Origin of the sequence: Edaphobacter acidisoli (genome assembly GCF_014642855.1) — a bacterium.
GTDB lineage: Bacteria > Acidobacteriota > Terriglobia > Terriglobales > Acidobacteriaceae > Edaphobacter > Edaphobacter acidisoli.
The window spans coordinates 2,938,718-2,957,879 of sequence record NZ_BMJB01000001.1; the positions used below are offsets into that span (position 1 = coordinate 2,938,718).

General features: G+C 57.0%; 16 protein-coding genes. 7 read left to right on the forward strand and 9 right to left on the reverse strand.

Features of this window, described 5'->3' with window-relative positions:
- Nucleotides 1–75: 75 nt before the first annotated feature.
- The 3 genes from rho to IEX36_RS12000 all read right to left on the reverse strand — a co-directional run bounded on the left by rho (nucleotide 76) and on the right by IEX36_RS12000 (nucleotide 3,898).
- A complete protein-coding gene (rho, locus tag IEX36_RS11990; protein WP_188759516.1) occupies nucleotides 76–1,326 on the reverse strand; it encodes a transcription termination factor Rho in 1,251 nt (416 codons plus the stop codon).
- Between the two features lie 194 nt (nucleotides 1,327–1,520).
- The gene (locus IEX36_RS11995; RefSeq protein WP_188759517.1) at nucleotides 1,521–1,742 is read right to left on the reverse strand and encodes a DNA-directed RNA polymerase subunit omega; all 222 of its coding nucleotides are present in this window, start codon (nucleotides 1,740–1,742) and stop codon (nucleotides 1,521–1,523) included.
- A 566-nt stretch (nucleotides 1,743–2,308) separates the two neighbouring features.
- Nucleotides 2,309–3,898 carry a YifB family Mg chelatase-like AAA ATPase gene (locus IEX36_RS12000; RefSeq protein WP_188759518.1) on the reverse strand — a complete coding sequence of 530 codons (1,590 nt, stop codon included), beginning with the start codon at nucleotides 3,896–3,898 and terminating at the stop codon, nucleotides 2,309–2,311.
- A 135-nt stretch (nucleotides 3,899–4,033) separates the two neighbouring features.
- On the opposite strand from IEX36_RS12000, the gene IEX36_RS12005 reads away from it, so the two are divergent.
- Nucleotides 4,034–4,537, forward strand: coding sequence for a hypothetical protein (locus IEX36_RS12005; RefSeq protein WP_188759519.1), 504 nt, complete (start codon nucleotides 4,034–4,036; stop codon nucleotides 4,535–4,537).
- Between the two features lie 14 nt (nucleotides 4,538–4,551).
- Here IEX36_RS12005 and IEX36_RS12010 read toward each other — a convergent pair whose 3' ends face one another.
- On the reverse strand, nucleotides 4,552–5,172 hold the full coding sequence (locus tag IEX36_RS12010) for an FMN-dependent NADH-azoreductase (protein WP_188759520.1): 621 nt from the start codon (nucleotides 5,170–5,172) through the stop codon (nucleotides 4,552–4,554).
- A gap of 168 nt (nucleotides 5,173–5,340) precedes the next feature.
- Between IEX36_RS12010 and IEX36_RS12015 the strand changes: the two genes are divergently transcribed.
- Nucleotides 5,341–6,012 carry a TetR/AcrR family transcriptional regulator gene (locus IEX36_RS12015; RefSeq protein WP_188759990.1) on the forward strand — a complete coding sequence of 224 codons (672 nt, stop codon included), beginning with the start codon at nucleotides 5,341–5,343 and terminating at the stop codon, nucleotides 6,010–6,012.
- 14 nt (nucleotides 6,013–6,026) lie between these two features.
- A complete protein-coding gene (locus tag IEX36_RS12020; RefSeq protein WP_188759521.1) occupies nucleotides 6,027–6,671 on the forward strand; it encodes a hypothetical protein in 645 nt (214 codons plus the stop codon).
- A 157-nt stretch (nucleotides 6,672–6,828) separates the two neighbouring features.
- Here IEX36_RS12020 and IEX36_RS12025 read toward each other — a convergent pair whose 3' ends face one another.
- Nucleotides 6,829–7,125 carry an HU family DNA-binding protein gene (locus IEX36_RS12025; protein WP_026336550.1) on the reverse strand — a complete coding sequence of 99 codons (297 nt, stop codon included), beginning with the start codon at nucleotides 7,123–7,125 and terminating at the stop codon, nucleotides 6,829–6,831.
- Between the two features lie 393 nt (nucleotides 7,126–7,518).
- On the opposite strand from IEX36_RS12025, the gene IEX36_RS12030 reads away from it, so the two are divergent.
- The 3 genes from IEX36_RS12030 to IEX36_RS12040 all read left to right on the forward strand — a co-directional run bounded on the left by IEX36_RS12030 (nucleotide 7,519) and on the right by IEX36_RS12040 (nucleotide 10,627).
- On the forward strand, nucleotides 7,519–8,709 hold the full coding sequence (locus tag IEX36_RS12030) for an alpha/beta hydrolase family protein (protein ID WP_188759522.1): 1,191 nt from the start codon (nucleotides 7,519–7,521) through the stop codon (nucleotides 8,707–8,709).
- A 194-nt stretch (nucleotides 8,710–8,903) separates the two neighbouring features.
- Nucleotides 8,904–9,803 carry an NAD(P)-dependent oxidoreductase gene (locus IEX36_RS12035; protein WP_188759523.1) on the forward strand — a complete coding sequence of 300 codons (900 nt, stop codon included), beginning with the start codon at nucleotides 8,904–8,906 and terminating at the stop codon, nucleotides 9,801–9,803.
- Between the two features lie 2 nt (nucleotides 9,804–9,805).
- Nucleotides 9,806–10,627, forward strand: a complete 822-nt coding sequence (locus IEX36_RS12040) for an alpha/beta fold hydrolase (RefSeq protein WP_229668919.1) — start codon at nucleotides 9,806–9,808, stop codon at nucleotides 10,625–10,627.
- Nucleotides 10,628–10,656: 29 nt separating this feature from the next.
- Here IEX36_RS12040 and IEX36_RS12045 read toward each other — a convergent pair whose 3' ends face one another.
- Complete coding sequence (locus IEX36_RS12045) at nucleotides 10,657–11,112, reverse strand: 23S rRNA (pseudouridine(1915)-N(3))-methyltransferase RlmH (protein ID WP_188759524.1); 456 nt, start codon at nucleotides 11,110–11,112, stop codon at nucleotides 10,657–10,659.
- A gap of 539 nt (nucleotides 11,113–11,651) precedes the next feature.
- Between IEX36_RS12045 and IEX36_RS12050 the strand changes: the two genes are divergently transcribed.
- Complete coding sequence (locus IEX36_RS12050) at nucleotides 11,652–15,101, forward strand: outer membrane beta-barrel protein (RefSeq protein ID WP_188759525.1); 3,450 nt, start codon at nucleotides 11,652–11,654, stop codon at nucleotides 15,099–15,101.
- A 75-nt stretch (nucleotides 15,102–15,176) separates the two neighbouring features.
- Here IEX36_RS12050 and rsfS read toward each other — a convergent pair whose 3' ends face one another.
- The 3 genes from rsfS to IEX36_RS12065 all read right to left on the reverse strand — a co-directional run bounded on the left by rsfS (nucleotide 15,177) and on the right by IEX36_RS12065 (nucleotide 18,815).
- Entirely contained in the window at nucleotides 15,177–15,719 is a 543-nt protein-coding gene (gene rsfS, locus IEX36_RS12055; RefSeq protein WP_188759526.1) for a ribosome silencing factor, read from the reverse strand.
- A gap of 96 nt (nucleotides 15,720–15,815) precedes the next feature.
- Entirely contained in the window at nucleotides 15,816–17,429 is a 1,614-nt protein-coding gene (locus IEX36_RS12060) for a sulfatase-like hydrolase/transferase (protein WP_188759527.1), read from the reverse strand.
- On the reverse strand, nucleotides 17,430–18,815 hold the full coding sequence (locus IEX36_RS12065; RefSeq protein ID WP_188759528.1) for a class I SAM-dependent methyltransferase: 1,386 nt from the start codon (nucleotides 18,813–18,815) through the stop codon (nucleotides 17,430–17,432).
- Between the last annotated feature and the right edge of the window lie 347 nt (nucleotides 18,816–19,162).

The following is a 19,162-nucleotide window of genomic DNA, read 5'->3' on the forward strand; positions in this document are numbered from 1 at the left end:
CTTTTTCTTGCGGATAAATGCAAAGCGGCGCGATGCATAGAGGCACCGCGCCGCTTAGTCCTGAAATAGTGTGGGTTAGATTGAGCTCATGTTGTGCAGGAACTCCTGGTTGTTCCGCGTCTTGGCCAGCTTGTCGGTCAACAGCTCCATCGCTTCGACCGGAGAGAGCGGGTTCAGCACCTTGCGCAGAATCCAGATGCGCTGCAGGTCTTCCTTCGGGATCAGCAGCTCTTCCTTACGGGTGCCGGAGCGCTGGATGTCGATGGCCGGGAAGACGCGCTTGTCGACCAGCTTGCGATCCAGGATCACTTCCATGTTGCCCGTGCCCTTGAACTCTTCGAAGATGACCTCGTCCATGCGCGAGCCGGTATCGACCAGCGCGGTGGCGATGATGGTGAGCGAGCCACCCTCCTCGATGTTGCGCGCCGCGCCGAAGAAGCGCTTCGGACGCTGGAGCGCGTTTGAGTCGACACCGCCCGAGAGCACCTTGCCCGACGGCGGCACGATGGTGTTGTAGGCGCGGGCCAGGCGGGTGATCGAGTCCAGCAGGATGACCACGTCGCGTTTGTGCTCGACCAGGCGCTTGGCCTTCTCGATGACCATCTCGGCCACCTGCACGTGACGCGCGGCGGGCTCGTCGAAGGTGGAGCTGATGACCTCGCCCTTGACCGAGCGCTGCATGTCGGTGACTTCTTCCGGGCGCTCGTCGATGAGCAGAACGATGAGGACGACCTCGGGGTGGTTCGACGTGATGGAGTTGGCGATGGCCTGGAGCAGCATCGTCTTACCGGTGCGCGGCGGTGCGACGATCAGTCCGCGCTGGCCCTTGCCGACGGGCGTGAGCAGGTCCATGACGCGGCCGGAGATGTTATCGCGGACGGTCTCCATCTTGACGCGCTCTTCGGCGTAGAGCGGCGTGAGGTTGTCGAAGAGGATCTTGTTGCGCGTCTCCTCGGGCGACTCGAAGTTGATGGCCTCGATCTTGACCAGCGCGAAGTACTTCTCGCCCTCGTGCGGCGGGCGGACATTGCCGGAGATGGTGTCGCCGGTCTTGAGGTCGAACTTGCGGATCTGAGAGGGCGAGACGTAGATGTCGTCCGGGCCGGGCAGGTAGTTGTAGTCAGGCGAGCGCAGGAAGCCGTAGCCGTCGGGCAGGATCTCGAGCACGCCTTCGGCGAAGATGTGCCCTTCCTTTTCGCTCTGGGCCTGAAGAATCTTGAAGATCAGGTCCTGTTTGCGCAGGCCGCTGGTGCCGGCGATGTCGAGTTCGCGCGCGAGCTTACCCAGCTCCGCTATGTTGTGCTCTTTGAGTTCAGCAATCGTCATGTTGTACCTGGAGATTTTGAAATTTTAGGAGGGATGATGTGGGGCTTTGGAGGGACCTGCGGGACGGACTTCGCGTGAAGGGGATCGTGCGGAAGGTCAGGATGTGAGTGGGAGCCTTGTCGTGCGGAGGGGAGTTTGAGGGTTGAAGTTTTGTGGCCCTTGCGGGCCACGCTACGAGAAGGAAAAACTGTGTACTAAGCCGCGCGGCGCTCTTGAACCTGTATCTTCTCCACGGGAACCGAGCTGGACTCATCCATCGGTACCGTCTCGCGGAAGCGGTCAAGGACATCGTTGGTCGTATCCTGAAGGCGGGTATTGGGCTTGTGCAGCTTACGGGTTGCCTTCGATGCCAGCTGACAAAGCTGGTAGCGGTTATTTACGTGCGTAAGTGCTCCAAAAATAAGATCTGAGCGCATAGGTAATCTCCTCTTTTCTTTTGAAGGCGTCTGGCGTCTCTAAACACGTGCGCTCACAAGCCCCAAAAACATTTCAAGCAATTCAGCAGAAGCTAAACCACTATCTTCCCGTTCATCTGTTAGACGCAAAAGAAGCGTTTCGGGTTCTTCTTTTTATGCGTCTTTCCAGCGACTGTCAACGTGCAACTTGTTGCAAACACGCAGACAAGAGAGCATTGCCAGTCTGAACCGGCTACATCCTGGGAAGCCTGTCTCGTCCGAATGATTCCGCGCTCGCCGCGCCCGGGGTGAAACAGAAGGTGGATCAGATTTTGCTGACCACAAATCTTGCGTCGCCGACTCCGCGCCCGATTCAGGACGTCACAAAGTAGCCCGGAGTTTGTTGCGACTTGTTGAAAAGTATCTTGTTTTCACCCGTGGGTCAATACTTTTTTTGGGAACCGTGCGGTTATCAATCTTCCAGAAACGGGATAGTAATAACCTGGCCATTTCGCTATTTGGGAAAATTTTTCAAATAATATATTTATTTACAATCATTTACGATGAAATTTCCGTACATCATCGCTCTATGACCAATAACTACGATCAAGCGTTCTGTATTGGATCGCCTCAGCTATATGCTTTACTGCAATATCGTCCGCTCCTTCCAGATCGGCTATGGTGCGCGCGACCTTGAGGATGCGATCATGAGCGCGAGCGCTCAGGCCTTGCTGCTGCATGGCGCGTTCGAGCAGCCGCTCGGCGTCGGGCGAAAGCTCACAGTGCTTGCGAATCTGCTCGGTGCCCATCTGGGCATTGGCAAAGATGGGTCGTGCTGAACCCTTCGCGGGCAGCGCCTGCCCGCCGTTCTGGCTGAATCGCCGATGCTGCCGCTTGCGCGCCTCGAGCACGCGGGCTCGGATTTGCTCGGAGCCTTCGGCGGCAGCTCCTCCGCGCAGCTCCTTATATTGCACTGCAGGAACCTCGATGTGAATGTCGATACGGTCCAGCAATGGTCCGCTGACCTTCGAGACGTAGCGCTGAATCATGGGTGGTGTACACATGCAGTCGCGCGACTTGTCGTTGAAGTAGCCGCACGGACAGGGATTCATGGCCGCGGCCAGCATAAAGCGTGCGGGGAAGTTCAGGCTCATGGCCGCACGTGAGATCGTCACCATGCCGTCTTCCAGTGGCTGGCGGAGCACCTCCAGCACGTTGCGGGGAAACTCTGGCAGCTCGTCGAGAAACAGCAGGCCGTTGTGTGCGAGTGAGACTTCGCCCGGGCGTGGAATCATGCCTCCGCCGATCAACCCGGCATCGGAGATGGTGTGGTGCGGCGAGCGAAACGGGCGATGCATCACCAGGCCCTGCTCCGCGTCGAGCACACCGGCGACTGAGTGAATCTTCGTCGTCTCCAATGCTTCTTCGAAGCGAAGCGGCGCGAGGATCGACGGCAGGCGCTTGGCGAGCATCGTTTTGCCCGAGCCAGGCGGCCCGATCATCAGGATGTTGTGTCCGCCAGCTGCGGCGACTTCCAGCGCGCGTTTGGCCACGTGCTGTCCGCGAACGTCTTTGAAGTCGTGCGGAAAGTGCTGCATCTCATTGAGCAGGTTCGATGCCGCAACCTTCAGTGGCGCGGCCTTCATTGCACCCAGCGCCGCGGAGTTCAACAGCTCGCGCACCTCCAGCAGCGAAGCGACTGGATAGACGTTCACGCCCTCTACCACCGCAGCCTCGCGCGCGTTGCTGGCAGGGATGATGAGGTTCGGAATGCCTTGCGCCCGCGCCGCGACGGCGATGGGCAACATGCCCTGCACGGCGCGCAGGCTGCCGTCGAGTCCAAGCTCGCCGACAAGGAGAAAGTCGCTCAGGTCCTTCTTGAGCAGCCCTCCATACGCGCCCAGAATACTAATGGCGATGGGCAGGTCAAAGCCCGATCCTTCTTTTTTAAGGTCCGCCGGAGCAAGGTTGATGGTGATGCGCGTGGGAGGAATGTCGAAGCCGGAGTTCTTGATGGCCGAGCGAACGCGGTCACGGCTCTCACGCACCGCTGCATCGGGCAGTCCCACGGTGCTGAAGATCTCTTTGTCTAACTTAATGCCGGAGTAGTCGACTTCGACATCGATAATGTGCGCGTCAATTCCATAGACGGCAGCGCTGCGGGCCTTGAAGAGCATTCGTTGAGCCTGATCCAGCCATGAGGCGGTAGTTGCGCCGAGTATAGCATCCGACGCCGTTTATCGATGAGGCTCACAACGGCTGCGGTGTCAGACAGCATCATACGGCTGCAAGCAGTTCAGAGGGACGTCGCCATGAAGACCCGCCTTCCCGTCTCTGCAGCACTCCTCGTCACAATTGTGACCACACTCTTTGCCGCAACTGCCGCGGCACAGATTGGCGTCTATGCCGGATTCAGCGGAGGTCACGTTACCTCCGCTTCGAACACGCTGTTTGGCCCGCTCTTCGGCGCTTACATGCAGCGGGGCAGTCCACTCTCCATCGGGCTCGATGCGCGCGGCTCGTTCCTGACGCGCAACGGTTCGCAGTTTTATACCGGAGCCGCTGGCCCTCGCGTCGCCATCACGCCTCCGCTGGCGCGCATCAAGCCATACCTTGAAGGACTCGTTGGTGTAGGCGGTACCAGTGGAGGCGGCACGAGCTCAACACACCTGAACTATCAGGTGCTCTTCGGCGTCGATGCCACCATCGTGCCTCGCGTCGACTGGCGTGTGATCGAGTACAGCTACAGTGCACTAGAGGGAGCCTCTACCAGCGCTACCATCCTGACGACCGGCATTGTCGTTCGACTTCCCTAGCCGAGTGCTCCCGGTTACGCGACCAACGTGCGCACGCGCTCGAGCGTTGGCTTGAGGAACGTTGTGCGGTCCACCTTGCCTGTATTCACCTGGGAGACGCCGCTGGCCGTGACAAAGGTCACGTCCGTGATGCCCAGAAAGCCGAGAACCGAGCGTAGATACGGCTCCACGAAGTTCAACGCGCCTGCTGGCGTTCCTACCTCATACACTCCGCCACTGGCCGCGAGAATGGTCGCTTTCTTGCCCTTGAGCAGGCCCTTCACACCATCTGGTCCGTAGGAGAACGTCTTGCCCGCGCGCGCCACCTGATCAATCCAGAGCTTGAGCACCGACGGAATGCTGAAGTTATGCATCGAGACGCCAATCACATATTCATCGGCTTTCTTTAACTCTTCAATGAGCTGGTCGGACTCTGCGAGCCGCGCATTTTGCTCCGGCGTGCGTGCATCCTCGGGCGTGTAGGCAGCCCCAACCCATGTGCCGTCCAGTGGCTTCGACGGGTTAGCCGCAAGATCGCGTGCGACGACCTCGCCGCCTGGGTGGCTGGCTTTCCAGGCGCTGACATATTCTGCGGTAAGTTCGCGGGTAATGGAAGTTGCGAGAGGGCTGGTGTTGATTTCAAGCAGTGTGGGCATGACTGGTATCTCCTTCGAACAACATGCGACGTATAACCAACAAACGTCGTTCAATCGTCTTAGACAACATCTGTCGTCTTTGGGATTCTTTTTGTTCTTCTGGGCCTCTAATTCTTTTTGCTCGTTTGAACCTCTAATAAAGTGAAGAGAGCGAATTTCGTGTCCACCATGCCCATCTCCGACTGTGAAGTGCGCGACCCGCGAGTCCGGCGCACCCGTCAGCTTTTGCAGGGCGCGCTCCGCGACCTGATGCAAAAGAAGAGCCTGGAAGAGATATCGGTGCAGGACATTACCGAGGCTGCCACGGTCAATCGCGCCACCTTCTACGACCACTACACCGACAAGTTCGCCCTGCTGGCAGCTATGGTGGGGGGTGGATTTCACAAGCTGCTTGCCGAGCGCAACGTCACCTTTGATGGATCGTGCCCGTCGGCGGCCGAGGCCATTATCCTCGCGGCTTGCGACTACCTGGTGATGGCGCACTCGAACTCCGGGGGCTGCAACTGCAACACTTTCTTCGAGCCGCTGATGGAAGCTGCTGTTGTCGGGGCTATTCGGCGGGTGCTCTTGCAGGGGCTGTCGGCTAAGTCTGCGCGTTCAGGGCCTTCACCGGAGCTGGTTGCGACCACGGCAAGCTGGGCCATTTACGGTGCGGTAAAAGAGTGGTTCTACACGCCAAAGCATCCGCCCGCAGCAGAGGCGGTCGGGCCGATCCTCGAGCTTGTGATACCCATCCTTGAGGCCGGAGGCAGCAAATCTCACCCGCGTCCGGCAGCCGGAGCATCTGGCAAATCAGTACATTTCCGTGATTCCCGGAAGGACAGGGCTGCGTCCAACTAGTAAACTAACGACACATGAATTTCCGCAATGCAGTCCTCTTCCTGGCGGCCGCCGCCATTGCCACGCTTGCCGCACCAGCCGCCCATGCGCAGGCTGCAGTGTACGGCACCTTCACAGTGAACCAGTTGAGCAATATCGTCGGCTCTCCCGTGCTACCCTCCGGGTCCTGTTCCACGACGCAGCCCATATTTAATCCAAGCTGCATCAGTTACAACAACAGCGTTGTGACCCTCGGAGGCACTCTCGGCGCGTATTACGATTTCAAGTCTTTTGGACCAGTCAGGCTGGGCGCCGATGTGCGCGGTACGCTTTCCAGCGCCAAGCGCGGCGCCGAGACGTTTTCCAATGGTTCAGGCTCCCGCCTTTACGATGGCCTGGGTGGTGTTCGTGCGTCTTTCAAGACGCGCTGGGCCCCTATCCGTCCATATATTCAGGGATCAGCCGGCTTTGCCAAAAGCGACTATGGCGTTACCGACCCAATAATCCACAACAACTTTCAGTACATGGGCTACGCTGGCGTCGATATCAAGGTGCTGCCGGTGATGGACTTCCGGCTGGTGGAGTTTGGTTATGGCGGACTGAATCCGCTGGGCACCAATGGACACAACTATCCGGTGAAGACGGTCAGCTCCGGCATCGTCTTCCATCTGCCGTTCTAGTTTTCCGAACCATAAAAGAAGCCCGTTGTGTTCTGCCTGAGTGGCAGTCACAACGGGCTTTTTAGCTTGCTGGTCGAACCGTAATTCAAACTGCGATTTGGGAGGGCGTTGCTACGACTGGTGCGAAAAGGTGCCCATCGGCGCCAGCCCTCGGTGACTACTTCTTCGGCGGAGCGATGGTGTCCTTGGCGACCTTGGCGACGCGGAACTTGACGACGGTCTTCGCCTTGATCTTGATCGTCTCGCCGGTCTGGGGGTTGCGGCCCAGGCGCGCCTTGCGCTCAGCCTTGACGAGCTTGCCGATGCCGGGGATGGTGAACTCGCCGTTCTTCTTGGTCTCCTTCACGGCTGTCTCGGCAAGAAGCTCCAGCCCAGCGGCTGCCTGCTTGTTGGTGATCTCGAGCTTCTCTGCCATGTGGCGTACCAGTGCAGTCTTGGTCATTCCCTTTGCCATAATGTGTTGCTCCTTCGTTGTTCAAAGATAGATTCAAGGGCCCGCTCATCTGCTCCTCGCGTGAACCGATCGTGTGCCGCTTGCTGGCGCGGAATCATCAGTGTTCATGCGGGCGCGGAGAACCGTACCGCAATTCACCTTCAGCTTTTCCGAGAGCTTTGTCAATGGCATTTCTTCGGTTTCCACAGGTTTTTTACGGGTTTTTCCGGTTTTTGCCCCACTACAGAGCAAAAAGCCGCGAAATCCGGGGGAAACCTAACACCGATCCGCACCGATCGCACCGACTTTTAAGAACGATTGTCCAGATTGATGCTCAGATTTTGTCTTCGTTTTTAATCGGTGCTCGTCGGTGTGAATAGGTGTTAAGTCTTTCGTAGACGTTAAACTGGAGCAATGCATCAAGGGCTTTACGCGAAGTGGATGTATGCCTGGGAAACGGCGCTAACCACACGCGACACGAACCGCATCGTCCGCCCGCTCGAATGGGGCTTTGACTGGCTTGAAGGCGATAGTCCGCTGACCGCAATAGCGTCCGGCGACGGAGACCTGCGCCGCATGGCCGACCTCAACGCCGCGATTGTCGCGCACGCGGACGAGTTCTTCAGCTATGAGACGCCAGCAGATTTCCGGATCGAACAGCGCCATCCGCAACTGTTTCCGACCAACGTGCGTCCGGAGACGTTGGCGCAGGACGCAGAGCTGAAGCGTCAAGCCGAGACAGGCGAGCTTGAGGAAGCAGAGTTTCTGCGTTTCACCTCGGCAGTGCGCACGCGCTACGCGGAAAACGACCAGGTGAATGCGCGCTGGTATCCTGCGCCGGAGCCTTCAGCCAAAGAGAAGGCTAAGCGGCAGGGCAAGCCGAAGCAGGCCATCGTTGTGATGCCGCAGTGGAACGCCGACGCCTTCTCGCACAATGCGCTGTGCACGCTGTTCAACCGCTTCGGCATCTCGGCACTGCGCCTCTCAAAGCCGTACCACGACATTCGCCGTCCTGCGGAGCTGGAGCGCTCGGATTATGCCGTCAGCTCAAACATTGGGCGCACGCTACAAGCATGCCGCCAGGCTGTCGTTGATATTCGCAGCTGTCTCGACTGGCTGGAACAGCAGGGCTATGAGCAGTTCGGTGTGCTGGGAACGTCGCTGGGCAGTTGTTATGCCTTCATCGCGGCTGCGTTCGATGCGCGGCTTAAGGTGTGCGCGTTCAACCATGCCTCAACGTGGTTCGGCGACGTGGTATGGCAGGGCCAAAGCACACGGCACATTCGCGCGGCGTTCGAGCAGGCAGGGCTCACTCAGGAGCAGGTACGGGAGCTCTTCGCCGTCATCAGTCCGATGTCGTACATGCAGCGCTTCGCTGCTCATCCGAAGCGAACGCTTGTGGTCCATGCAACATACGACCTGACGTTTCCGCTGGAGCTTTCTCTCGACGTGTTGAAGAACTTCGACGCGTTGGGGATCGACTACGTGTCGAAGGTGCTGCCGTGCGGCCACTACACAACCGGCGAGACGCCGTTCAAGTATCTCGACGGATGGTATCTGGGATCGTTCGTGCATGGCGCGTTCAAGAAGCTCGCGAGAGGTTGATGGTTGTTCGTGAAGAACAAATCGACAACGAACGGCTAGTGACGGGCAAATGCTTTCCGGTCGAATCTATAGCCGCATCTTATCCATCTAAGAAGTGCATTTGCACAGATCAATGTCTGCACTTCGGCTTTTTATATAGCCGCGAGGAGTCGTGTAACTTCGAAACATAAGCGCGATTCAAGGAGACGATTTCGATGGCATCTCAGATTGGCTTTATCGGATTGGGCATCATGGGGCGGGGGATGGTGAAGAACCTCGTCGAGAAGGGTCATTCGGTCGCCGTCTGGAACCGGACGCATGAACGCGCCGAGGCGTTGAGCAAGGAGCTGAAGGTTGCCGTAGCGAAGTCTCCACGCGCAGTGGCCGAGGGCCGCGAGTTTGTGCTGGTATGTGTCAGCGACACCCCGGATGTGGAGCAAGTGCTCTTTGGTCCCGATGGTGTAGTGGAAGGCGTGAGCAAGGGCACAACCGTGATTGACCTGAGCACGATCAGCCCGTCGGCCGCGCGACGTTTTGCTGCACGGCTGGCCGAGAAGGGCGTCGGCTTTCTGGACGCTCCGGTTTCGGGCGGCAGCGAGGGCGCGGCGAAGGGCACCCTGAGCATCATGGCGGGCGGACCGGAAGACGAGTTCAACCGCGCCAAGCCTGTGTTGGAGGCAATGGGCACGCGGATTACGCATCTGGGGCCAGTCGGTTCGGGCCAGATGACGAAGCTGATGAACCAGGTGCTGGTCGTGGTGAACATGCTAGCGGTGGGCGAGGCACTGCTTCTGGGACGCGCCGCGAATCTTGACCTGCGCAAGGCAGTTGCGGCGGTCGAGGCAGGCGCTGCGGGAAGCTGGATGCTCTCGCAGCGTGGGACGCAGGCGATCGACGGCTACTGGAAGCCTGGGTTCACCATCGATTTGCAGCAGAAAGATCTGCGGCTGGTGCTCGAGTCTGCCGAAGAGCTGGGCGTGCCCATGATGGCGACGAGCATCGTGCATCAGCTTTATAACAAGCTGCAGCGGGAGGGCAAAGGCGGGCTTGGCAACCACGCGCTGGTACAGGCGATGGAGGAGATGGCTGGCATCCGGTTGCAGAAGGAGGCGTAATCGTGGCGCTAGGCGCAGATTCGATGAAGCAGGCTTCAATCAATGGTGTCTCACTGGCGTGGCGCGAAGCAGGCAATGGGTTGCCTGTAGTCTTCGTGCACGGGCATCCGTTCGACCACACGATGTGGGACCCGCAGGTGACCGCGCTGAGCTCGAAGTATCGCGTCATCGCGCCGGACCTGCGTGGCTACGGAGTATCCGAGGTGCCAGAGTCCGACACCGTCACATTGGAGACGATGGCCAAGGACATCCGCGCGCTGCTCGACTATCTACATATAGACCGTGCCGTTGTCGCCGGGCTTTCCATGGGCGGTCAGGTGGCGATGGCCTTCGCTGATCTCTATCCGGAGCGGCTGGCAGGGCTTGTGTTGGCCGCGACCTTCGCCGAGGGCGAGACGCCTGAGGGCGTTGCCGTGCGGCGAGCAATGGCGGAGCGGTTCATCAACGAAGGTTCAGTACTGCCGGGCGGCGAGATGCTGCCGAGGCTGCTCGCACCTGCTTCTCTGAAGCGCGATCCGGAGCTGGCCATCAAAGTGTTCACCATGATTGCGCATGCTCCGTCAGCGGGGTCAGCTGCTGCTCTGCGAGGACGCGCACTGCGTAAGGATTATGTCGAGCCGCTCACGCATGTAACTGTTCCAACCCTCATCGCTGTTGGCACGGAGGACAAGTACGTCACGCGCGAACGGGCGGAGCGGATGCGCGCGGCAATTCGTGGGTCTCGTCTGGAGGTCTTCGAGGGTGTGGGTCACATGCCGAATCTCGAAGCGGCAGAACGATTCAACTCTGTGCTGCTTGAGTTTCTGGCGGGAATCAAGCCGTAGCGGCGGCAATATTTGCCGCGAGCGTCGCGTCAGTGGCCGGAGTGATAGGGGTGGCCGGCGAGGATTGTCAGGGCACGGTAGACCTGCTCGGCCAGGACGACGCGGGCAAGCTGGTGCGGCAGGGTGATGCGGCCCAGTGAAAAGAGCTTGTTCGCCCGGACACGCGCCGCATTCGACCAGCCATCCGCCGGACCGATAGCGAGCACCAGCCGTTGGGTTCCAGCATCGCGCAGCGTGCCGATCTGGGTGGCAAACTCCTCCGAGGTGTACATCTGGCCCTGGCTGTCGAGCAGGACGGCGTACGCTGGGGCGCGACCGGGTTGGCGGTCAAGCCAGGCCAGCAGGGCTGCCTCGGTGTCGAAGAGATGCGAATCGCAGGGAAGATAGCGAGCTGCGCGTTCCACGTAGTCCTCAAAGAGTCGTTCACTCGCCTCGGCCTTGGTCCGGGCGCGGCGGGGAACGACGGCGGCAAGCGAGATCTTCATAGAGAAGGTAGAGTCCGAAGCGGCAGTTGAACCATGTTAAGGCTTTGGATGGTTATGAAGTGGGTCGGATCATCGTTGGGTGGGCCCGTTTTCATGCTGATAGTCGGTGAGACAGGTGGGAGCGGGAGTCGATTTCGAGCCTGAGGAGGCTAAAATTCTACGGCTTTCTGGAGAATCAGTTTTTAGAACATTCCATATTCAGTTGGTGAGGTCAAAGAAGCCGACATTTTTATTTCATTTTTCATATTAATCAGAAATTCTGCAAAATTTAGAGATGATGTAAATAAATGAATTACCGCTCAGTTATGCGATTTTGGGTAATGGGTCAATCCAGAGATTTCGCTTTGGCATGTTGATTGCTTGCATAGCTCTCGCTAAGCGAACGTTGGTGTGTACACCTGTGCACAACAACTATTTTTCGATTTGTCTACAGTTGGCCACGTTGGATTTAAGTGGCGCAAGATCGCTAAATAGGTGCATAGTGTTCAGTCGCAGAAAACGTTGGCAGTTTTGAAGTCTTGAAGTTCTAGGAGCGTCGTATGAAAAGATTGTTAGGCATCGCAGTTGTGTTGCTATGCGCGGTGGGAATCGGTTTTGGGCAGGCTACGAGTGGCAACCTGAGCGGGACAGTGAAGGATACAACCGGTGCGGTCATCCCCAATGCAATCGTGACTGCGGTCAATGAAGATACCGGCGTTGCATATACCGCGAAGACAGGCGCCGCTGGTGATGTGTCGATTCCGAATCTTCCAGCCGGCAATTATGACGTCACTGTAACTGCGGGCGGCTTCACGAACTACACTCTTAAGGGCTTCCGCATCGACGTCAGTAAGTCATCGACATTGCCAATAGTGATGTCGGTGTCGACTGCTCAGACCGTGGAGGTTTCGGCAGTTGCACCAGTCGCTCTGGATACGACGACTACCAACCTGACCCAGACCTTCGAACCTCAGGAGCTTCAGAGCCTGCCTCTAGTCGCGAGTGGAGGCAATGGAGTGTTGAATGCGTCCTTGCTCAGCCCAGGAGTAGCTTCGGCCGGGGCTATCGGCATCGGGACAGGCCCCTCAGTAGGTGGCCAGAGGCCCAGAAATAACAACTACACGATCGAGGGCATCGACAATAACGATAAGGGAACAACGGGTCCGCTGGTCTATATTCCGACTGAGGCTGTCGGAGAGTTCACGCTCATTACAAATCAGTTCTCGCCAGAATTTGGACACTCTTCAGGCGGACAGTTCAATACGAACGTCCTAAGCGGCACGAACCAGTTCCATGGCCAGGCCTACGAGTACATGAACAACCGTAACCTGAATGCGGAGAATGTTCCTGCGACTCAACACATTCCGAATCCCCGCTATGATTACAACCGCTATGGCGGACAGGTCGGTGGCCCAATCCTAAAAGATAGGCTCTTCTTTTTTGCCAACTACGAGCGCACCACGACAGGGCAGAGTCTGCAGCATTATCTCTGCACGCCTACTACAGCGGGCATGAGTCAAATCCAGAGCATCCCTGGCCTGAGTACAACCAACGTCTCGATCTTTGAGAAATATATGCCAGCATCGCCATCGCAGGTGACGGATGCTAATGATGTGGCTTGCTTCAATCAGGCTTCTGGGCCACAGACGATCACCATTTGGAGTGGCGTAGCCAACAGTGGAGACGGAACTGGCGTGGGGACAGGGCCGGTTACATCGCTTAATGCAGGTGCTCCTGTTTACGGTTCGGGCACACAATATGTCGTTCCTGTGGGCAATTATCTTGTGAGCGCGCCAACTTTTTCGAATTTCGATGCTCTGACCACCAGTGGCGATTGGACTATCTCGTCGAAGGACAGCCTACGCGTAAGATACCTCTTCAATACAGAGGGAACTCAGGACACAGCCGCGGAACTGCCAGCGTTCTACCAGACGTTGCCATTCCGGTATCACCTGTTTGCGCTGAGTGAGTACCACACGTTTACACCAAATCTCACAAATGAAATGAGGTTGGGCTATAACCGCTACTACACCATCTATCCGGCTGGGAATTACCAATATCCAGGCTTAGATGCGTTCCCGAATCTTTATCTTTACGACCTTGGTGGGATCGATGTTGGTCCCGACGATAATGCTCCCCAGAGCACTGTTCAGAACCTGTATCAGTTCACGGATAACATTAGCTGGCTCAAGGGCAAGCACCAGTTCAAGTTCGGGTTTGATGGCCGCAAATTCATCGCGCCGCAGACTTTTACGCAGCGTGTGCGCGGCGACTATGAATGGTATTACCTGACGGAATATCTGCACGATCTTGCTCCCACCGCATTTGGCGAGCGCTCGACAGGGAACTTTGTCTACTATGGCGACCAGACAGCTCTGTACGGCTATTTCAACGATACCTGGCGTGTTCTTCCAACCGTTACCTTGAACTACGGTGTGCGATATGAGTTCACTTCGGTTCCGGTGGGAGAGCGTGAGCAGCAGTTGAATATGGCTGCTAGTGTTCCTGGCCTGATTACATTTTCCTCTCCGCAGCCGCAGTATAAAAACTTCGATCCGCGCGTGGGTATTGACTGGGCGCCAGATGACAAGACGTCAGTGCGTGTAGGCTTCGGCATGGCTCAGGACGTCCTCTTCGACAACCTTGGCCTGCTCTCGTTTCCGCCACAGTATTCCTCAACGAATGATGTAGGGGCTGGCGCGAATCCAACTGCCGGCGACCCCAACTTCCTTGCCAAGGGAGGCCTGCCTCCAGGAACCGGAACGCTTGCCACCTTCCCGACGATTGCAGATCAGCAAGCGGCAACTTCGGCATACATGCCGAATCAGGTTCTGCCTTATTCAGAGACCTGGACCGTCGGTGTTCAGCGCGTCTTTGCGACCAACTACACTGCGGAAGTCCGGTACGTTGGAACTCGTGGCATTCACCTGCCCACGCAGGATCAAATTAATGTTCAGCCAGCGGTGACTGCGGCTAACCAACTATTTACCTCCTTCGATGGCGCAGGCATCTCTCAGGCAACTGATCAGGATGGAAACCCGTATTTCACAACGACAACGGCTGCCAATGCGAACACATTGGCCAATCTAAGTGCGCTCTCGTATATTGTTCCTGCATACGCTAAGAACAATTTCACGAGTAAGATCACCTCATATCAACCGTACTCCTCGTCCAACTACAACGGGCTGCAAACAAGTTTGACGCGGCGTTTCCAGCATGGTCTCGGAGTCAATGCTTCGTACACCTGGAGCAAGACGATGGACGATGCCACGGCTGAGGTATTTGCGACGGTGCTGACACCGCGCCGTCCGCAGAACTCGCAGGATGTTGCTGCTGACTATAGCCGCTCGGCTCTCGACCGCACGAACCGCGTGACGCTGGCTGTGGTCTACGACCTTCCATATTTCAAAAACTCAAACTGGTTCATGAAGAACCTGGTCGGCAATTGGAACATCTCACCGATCTATATTTATGAATCGCCAGAATATGCAACGACGTTGTCAGGCGTGAACTCTAACATGAATGGCGATTCCAGCGCGATCGACCGGCCGCTTGTAAACTCTACCGGTCAACGTGGAGTCGGCACCGGCGTTTCTCCGGTGTACAGCAGCACTCTTGTCGGTAACTGTGGTGGAGTAGACACCTGCGCTGGCAATCTAGTCGGCTATGTTGCAACCAACCCGAATGCTTACTACGTTCAGGCTGGCATCGGCACACTACCTGATGCAGCGCGCAATACTCTTGCGACCCGTCCAATCGACGATATCGACATCTCGGCGAAGAAGCGGATTAACTTCACAGAAAGACTTGCATTTGAATTTGGAGCGCAGGCCTACAATGTGCTCAATCACCCGCAGTACACACCCGGCACGATCGACAACATTAACACGACCCAGTTTACGTCTTCCACGCAGATGCAGGTCGTTTCAAACCCGGCCTTCAACCATCCAGAGTTGTTGTTCAGCAGCAACGGACGGACTCTTCAACTATATGGGAGCTTTAGCTTCTAGGTTTCGATAAGCCGAAAGCGGCCCGCCTGAGCATTCAAGGCGGGCCGCTTCGTTTTGCGCGTGTAAATGCCTGCGCTATTTCTTTTTTTGTGCTGCTCGCTTTGCAGGTGTCTTCTTTGCAGCTTTTTTCGCGGGGGTCTTTGTAGCTGCTTTCTTTGCAGGCGGGGTCTTTTTGCTTGGCGCTGCTTTTTTAGCCGCTACTTTCTTCTTTGCCGGCTTCGCGCGGGAGGCTGCGATGCGGGACTTCAGCTCTGCGTTCAGGTCGGCGACGCTCAGCGAGGTGGCTGATTTGCGCAGGCGTTCGAGGCCGTAGAAGGCCCGCTTTTCGGGAGAGAAGATGTGGACGATGAAGTCCGCATAGTCGAGCAGGATCCATTCTGCTTGGCGACGGCCTTCAACCGAGTTCGCGTAGATGCCAAATTCTCGTTTGAGCCGCAGCTCGATCTCATCAGCGATGGCCACATTCTGGCGTTCGTTGGTGCCGTTGGTGATGAGGAAGTAGTCGGCCAGGCCACTCTCTGCTGGGTCGAGCGCGAGGATACGGATGTCTTCGGCCTTCTTGTCTTCGCAGGCTGCCGCGGCTGCGAGCAGAAGTTTGCTGGTTTCAATGGACGCCATGTTGCTCCTTCCAATCCATGGTAGCGGTTTGCCCGCTTCGATTGGAGAAAATGTCGAGCGAAACACCAAGTCAAAGTGCACCTCTCGGGTCAGGCACTACTTGGCAGAGGAATTCAGTGCTGAAGAGGGACTATCGTGCCACTGCGCAGCCCATTTGGAGAGCTCTTCCGGAGAATGAATCTCACCAGCAATGAGGGCGTCGAACAAAGCGCGCGTATGAATTGCTCGATAAGCGAAATTAACGCGGTAAGGGGTGTGCTGATAAGGGAGTTTGATGATGTAACCCGGACGTGGGTCAAACTGGCCACCATCACTGGCACGCTGTTCTTCAGGGGTCCAGTTGGACAGGAGCTTCCATTGGTTGGTACGCCAGGAATGATCTCCCATGACAACTATTGTCGACGCGTCCCATGTGCCATTCTGCTCAAGAAGCGAACGGATATGAGCGAGATATCTATCCGCCAGAGCGAGATTGTCGATGTACGTGGCGCCGTGTGTGGTGAATCGGCCAATCTTGCGATCATAAATACCGCCCGGATGAGGAACCGGCATGTGCAAAAGAACAAAGGTGGCAGACGGGTCTTCAATAAGGCGATCCGCAGCCGCGGAAACGTGCGTATAGTCCATCTGATGAAGCCTGGTGTCTTCGGCATTAAATACGGGGCTTTTAGGCCTGGCGAACATTTGCAACAGAGTTCGAGCCTTCTGAAGCAGTGTGTCCCGCGCGTTTTCGAGGATGGTATGTTGAGGGGACATCACGCTGAAGTTCGGCATATCGATGGTCCAGAAACAATGATCGAGCACACCGGGCATGATGCGGCAATAGGGGTTGTACCATCCTGCGATGGCTGTGCTGTAACCATGATTGAGGGCGTCGGCAAAGACCGTCCGGGTCGGATCAAAGCGCACCCACGAACGAGAGTCTGGCTCATAGAGAAAGAGCGTATGTCCATCCACGGAGGATTTGATGGTAGCGACCGGAATCCCAGTGAACAGAGACGGGAGCACTCGTTCGGTGAAATACCCCGCGGGAACGGTATCGGTGAAAACAGTAGACTGTCCGGCGAGTTGGTCAAAGGCAGGAAGCTCGAGTCCCGGATAACGCCGCTCGTAAACCTGACGATAGGAAAGCTCATCGAATAGCACCCAGATGATTCGTGGCTTTGCTTTTGCAAATAACTGGGGCTTGTGGAGCGGCAAAGCAGCATTCATCCTGCGTGCCCTCCACCCGAACCAAAGCATCTGACTCAGCGCGAGCAGGCCGATCAGAGCTACAAAGCCAAGACATGTGCGGAAGATGCCGATGACGCGATCGAATTTCTGTAGAAACTCGTGTCTCCACTTCACCACCATGATGAGGAAGACAACGATGGCGAGCCCGAAGAAGGTGAGAAGAAATCCGCGAGGAAGCGCTTGGCCAGACACGAGTGGCCAGCTTTTGATGAGCTGAATTGGAGCAATCGCTAGCAGCATGATCCATACTGTTGTCCTCGACCATCCCGGCCGGCGCACGAGCAGAAGAAGCAGCGTCAGTGAGATCCAAAGCGTGCAGTAAACAAGCGCTGTCGGCAGGAATATGCCAGGTGCAGATCCGCTCCAGTGATACAGGAAGAGATGGTTCGGCGAGAGCAGTTGTCCAACCAGGGTGAGCAGATACAACTGGGTCAGCCCGAGAGCCGTGATGGCTGGCTGCTTGAGAAATCTCTTCATTTAGGCCCTTGAGAGATGAAACAGGACACGCCCGTTCGCCAATGTCTTTTCCTGCGTGATGGTGAAGTGCTGTGAAAATGCTTCGCGGAACGCAGCTTCCGTTAGATGTCCATAGATCGATTCGCGTCCACGAAGCAGTTCCTTGAATTTCGGGTCCGTAGGCGGGACCCATTCGATGATGAGATGGCGCGTCGTGAGCCGACTGCACAGTGAAGCGATCTGAACGAGAGGCACCTGGCTCGCCAGCAATAGATGATGGATGACGGCAAGCATCATGACCGTGTCGAAGTGTCCTTCGGCGCGGTCGAGAAAGGAGCGTGTCTCGCGGTTCTCCCAGCCAGTCGAGGGCGTAGGCTGAGCCAGATCAATGCACAGCGGCAGGATGTTTTTTCCCGAGTCTTTGAGGTTTGCTGCCAGACGATCTACAGCTTGAAGATCGGTGTCGACGGAGACAACCGCCGCTCCGGCTTCAGCCGCGAGCATCGAATAAACGCCGGTGTTACAGCCAACGTCGAGCACGCGTGCCGGCCTGGCCTGAGCAAGCGCCGCACTGACGAAGGCGCGCTTGCCTGCATGGTCATCGTCACTATAGTGTGTCGCTGTCTCGGCGTAGTCAGACCAGGTGGATGTCTTGTGGTGCGGCGTGACCCGGCGCATCTGCTGGAGCAACCCGCTGAGGGTTTTCAGCAGGATATGCTGCGCGAGTTCAGGGTCTTTGGACGAGTGCGCCGCAAGATTGCCAGAAGCCAACTTCTTGTTTCCAGCCAACAGCGAAGGAAGAGTAACCGCCGAGAACGCAGGCTGGCGCAATCGTGCAGGCCATCCCAGCGCGGAGTAAATGTCCTCCGGCTCGTAGCCATCGCGGCGGGTAAGCGTGGTCTTGAGCGGCCATCCCAGCCGCGCATAAGCGAGCATAGGCAGCAGAAACGTGCGGACGAACTGGCCGTAAGGCAACCAGATGGATTGGCGCGGGTCACGTCGCTCAATCGAGAGCACGTCGACAAAAATTGGCGAGGTGCCCTCGAACAGGACATTGAGCGGAGTTGCGTCTTTAAGCTGCCAACCTTCACGCACCAGGTCGATACATAGGTTGATGGTTAGCTCAGCCGCAGCCAGCCACAGCACCGGAGCCCACTCCCACGGGTAAGACTGGAAGGAGACGCGAGGATGGCGAAGAACCAGGCTCGGATCTGAAGCGACAGGCTCGCTGGCTACCAGGCGCTGCTCGGCAACGAGACGCGCAGCCAGCGGCAGAGCGAGGAATTCGGAGATTTCTTTGCCGTACGGTTCGCGGACGGTACGGAACACGCCGTCGGAACGAATCTCAAGGCTGCCGGCAGGGTCGCGAAAGGTAGGCAGTGGTGCGTGCGAAGGCGTTACTGGCATCGTTGCTCAACTTACTCTGCGGATTTATTAGAAGCGGACTGTCGGGTGAACAACGCCTTGATGCGACGCCGCAGGTAGAAGAGCGCTCCTGTGACCAGAGCACTCAAGGTCTGGAAGATGAGCAGACTAGAGCCCGGGTCGACATAGGCATAGGCCTGACGCTCGAAAGTACATGCCAAGGCAACGAAGAGTACGGCGGTTACAGCGAAGTATCTCAATTTCAAAGACATAATGGCCCCTGACTTATATGCGGACTACGCGGACTGAAGGTTCCAACACCAAGCTTTTTCAATAGTTTCTCGTCGTTACGCAAAAGGGGTAGACGGGAAGCTATTGATGAAAGATTC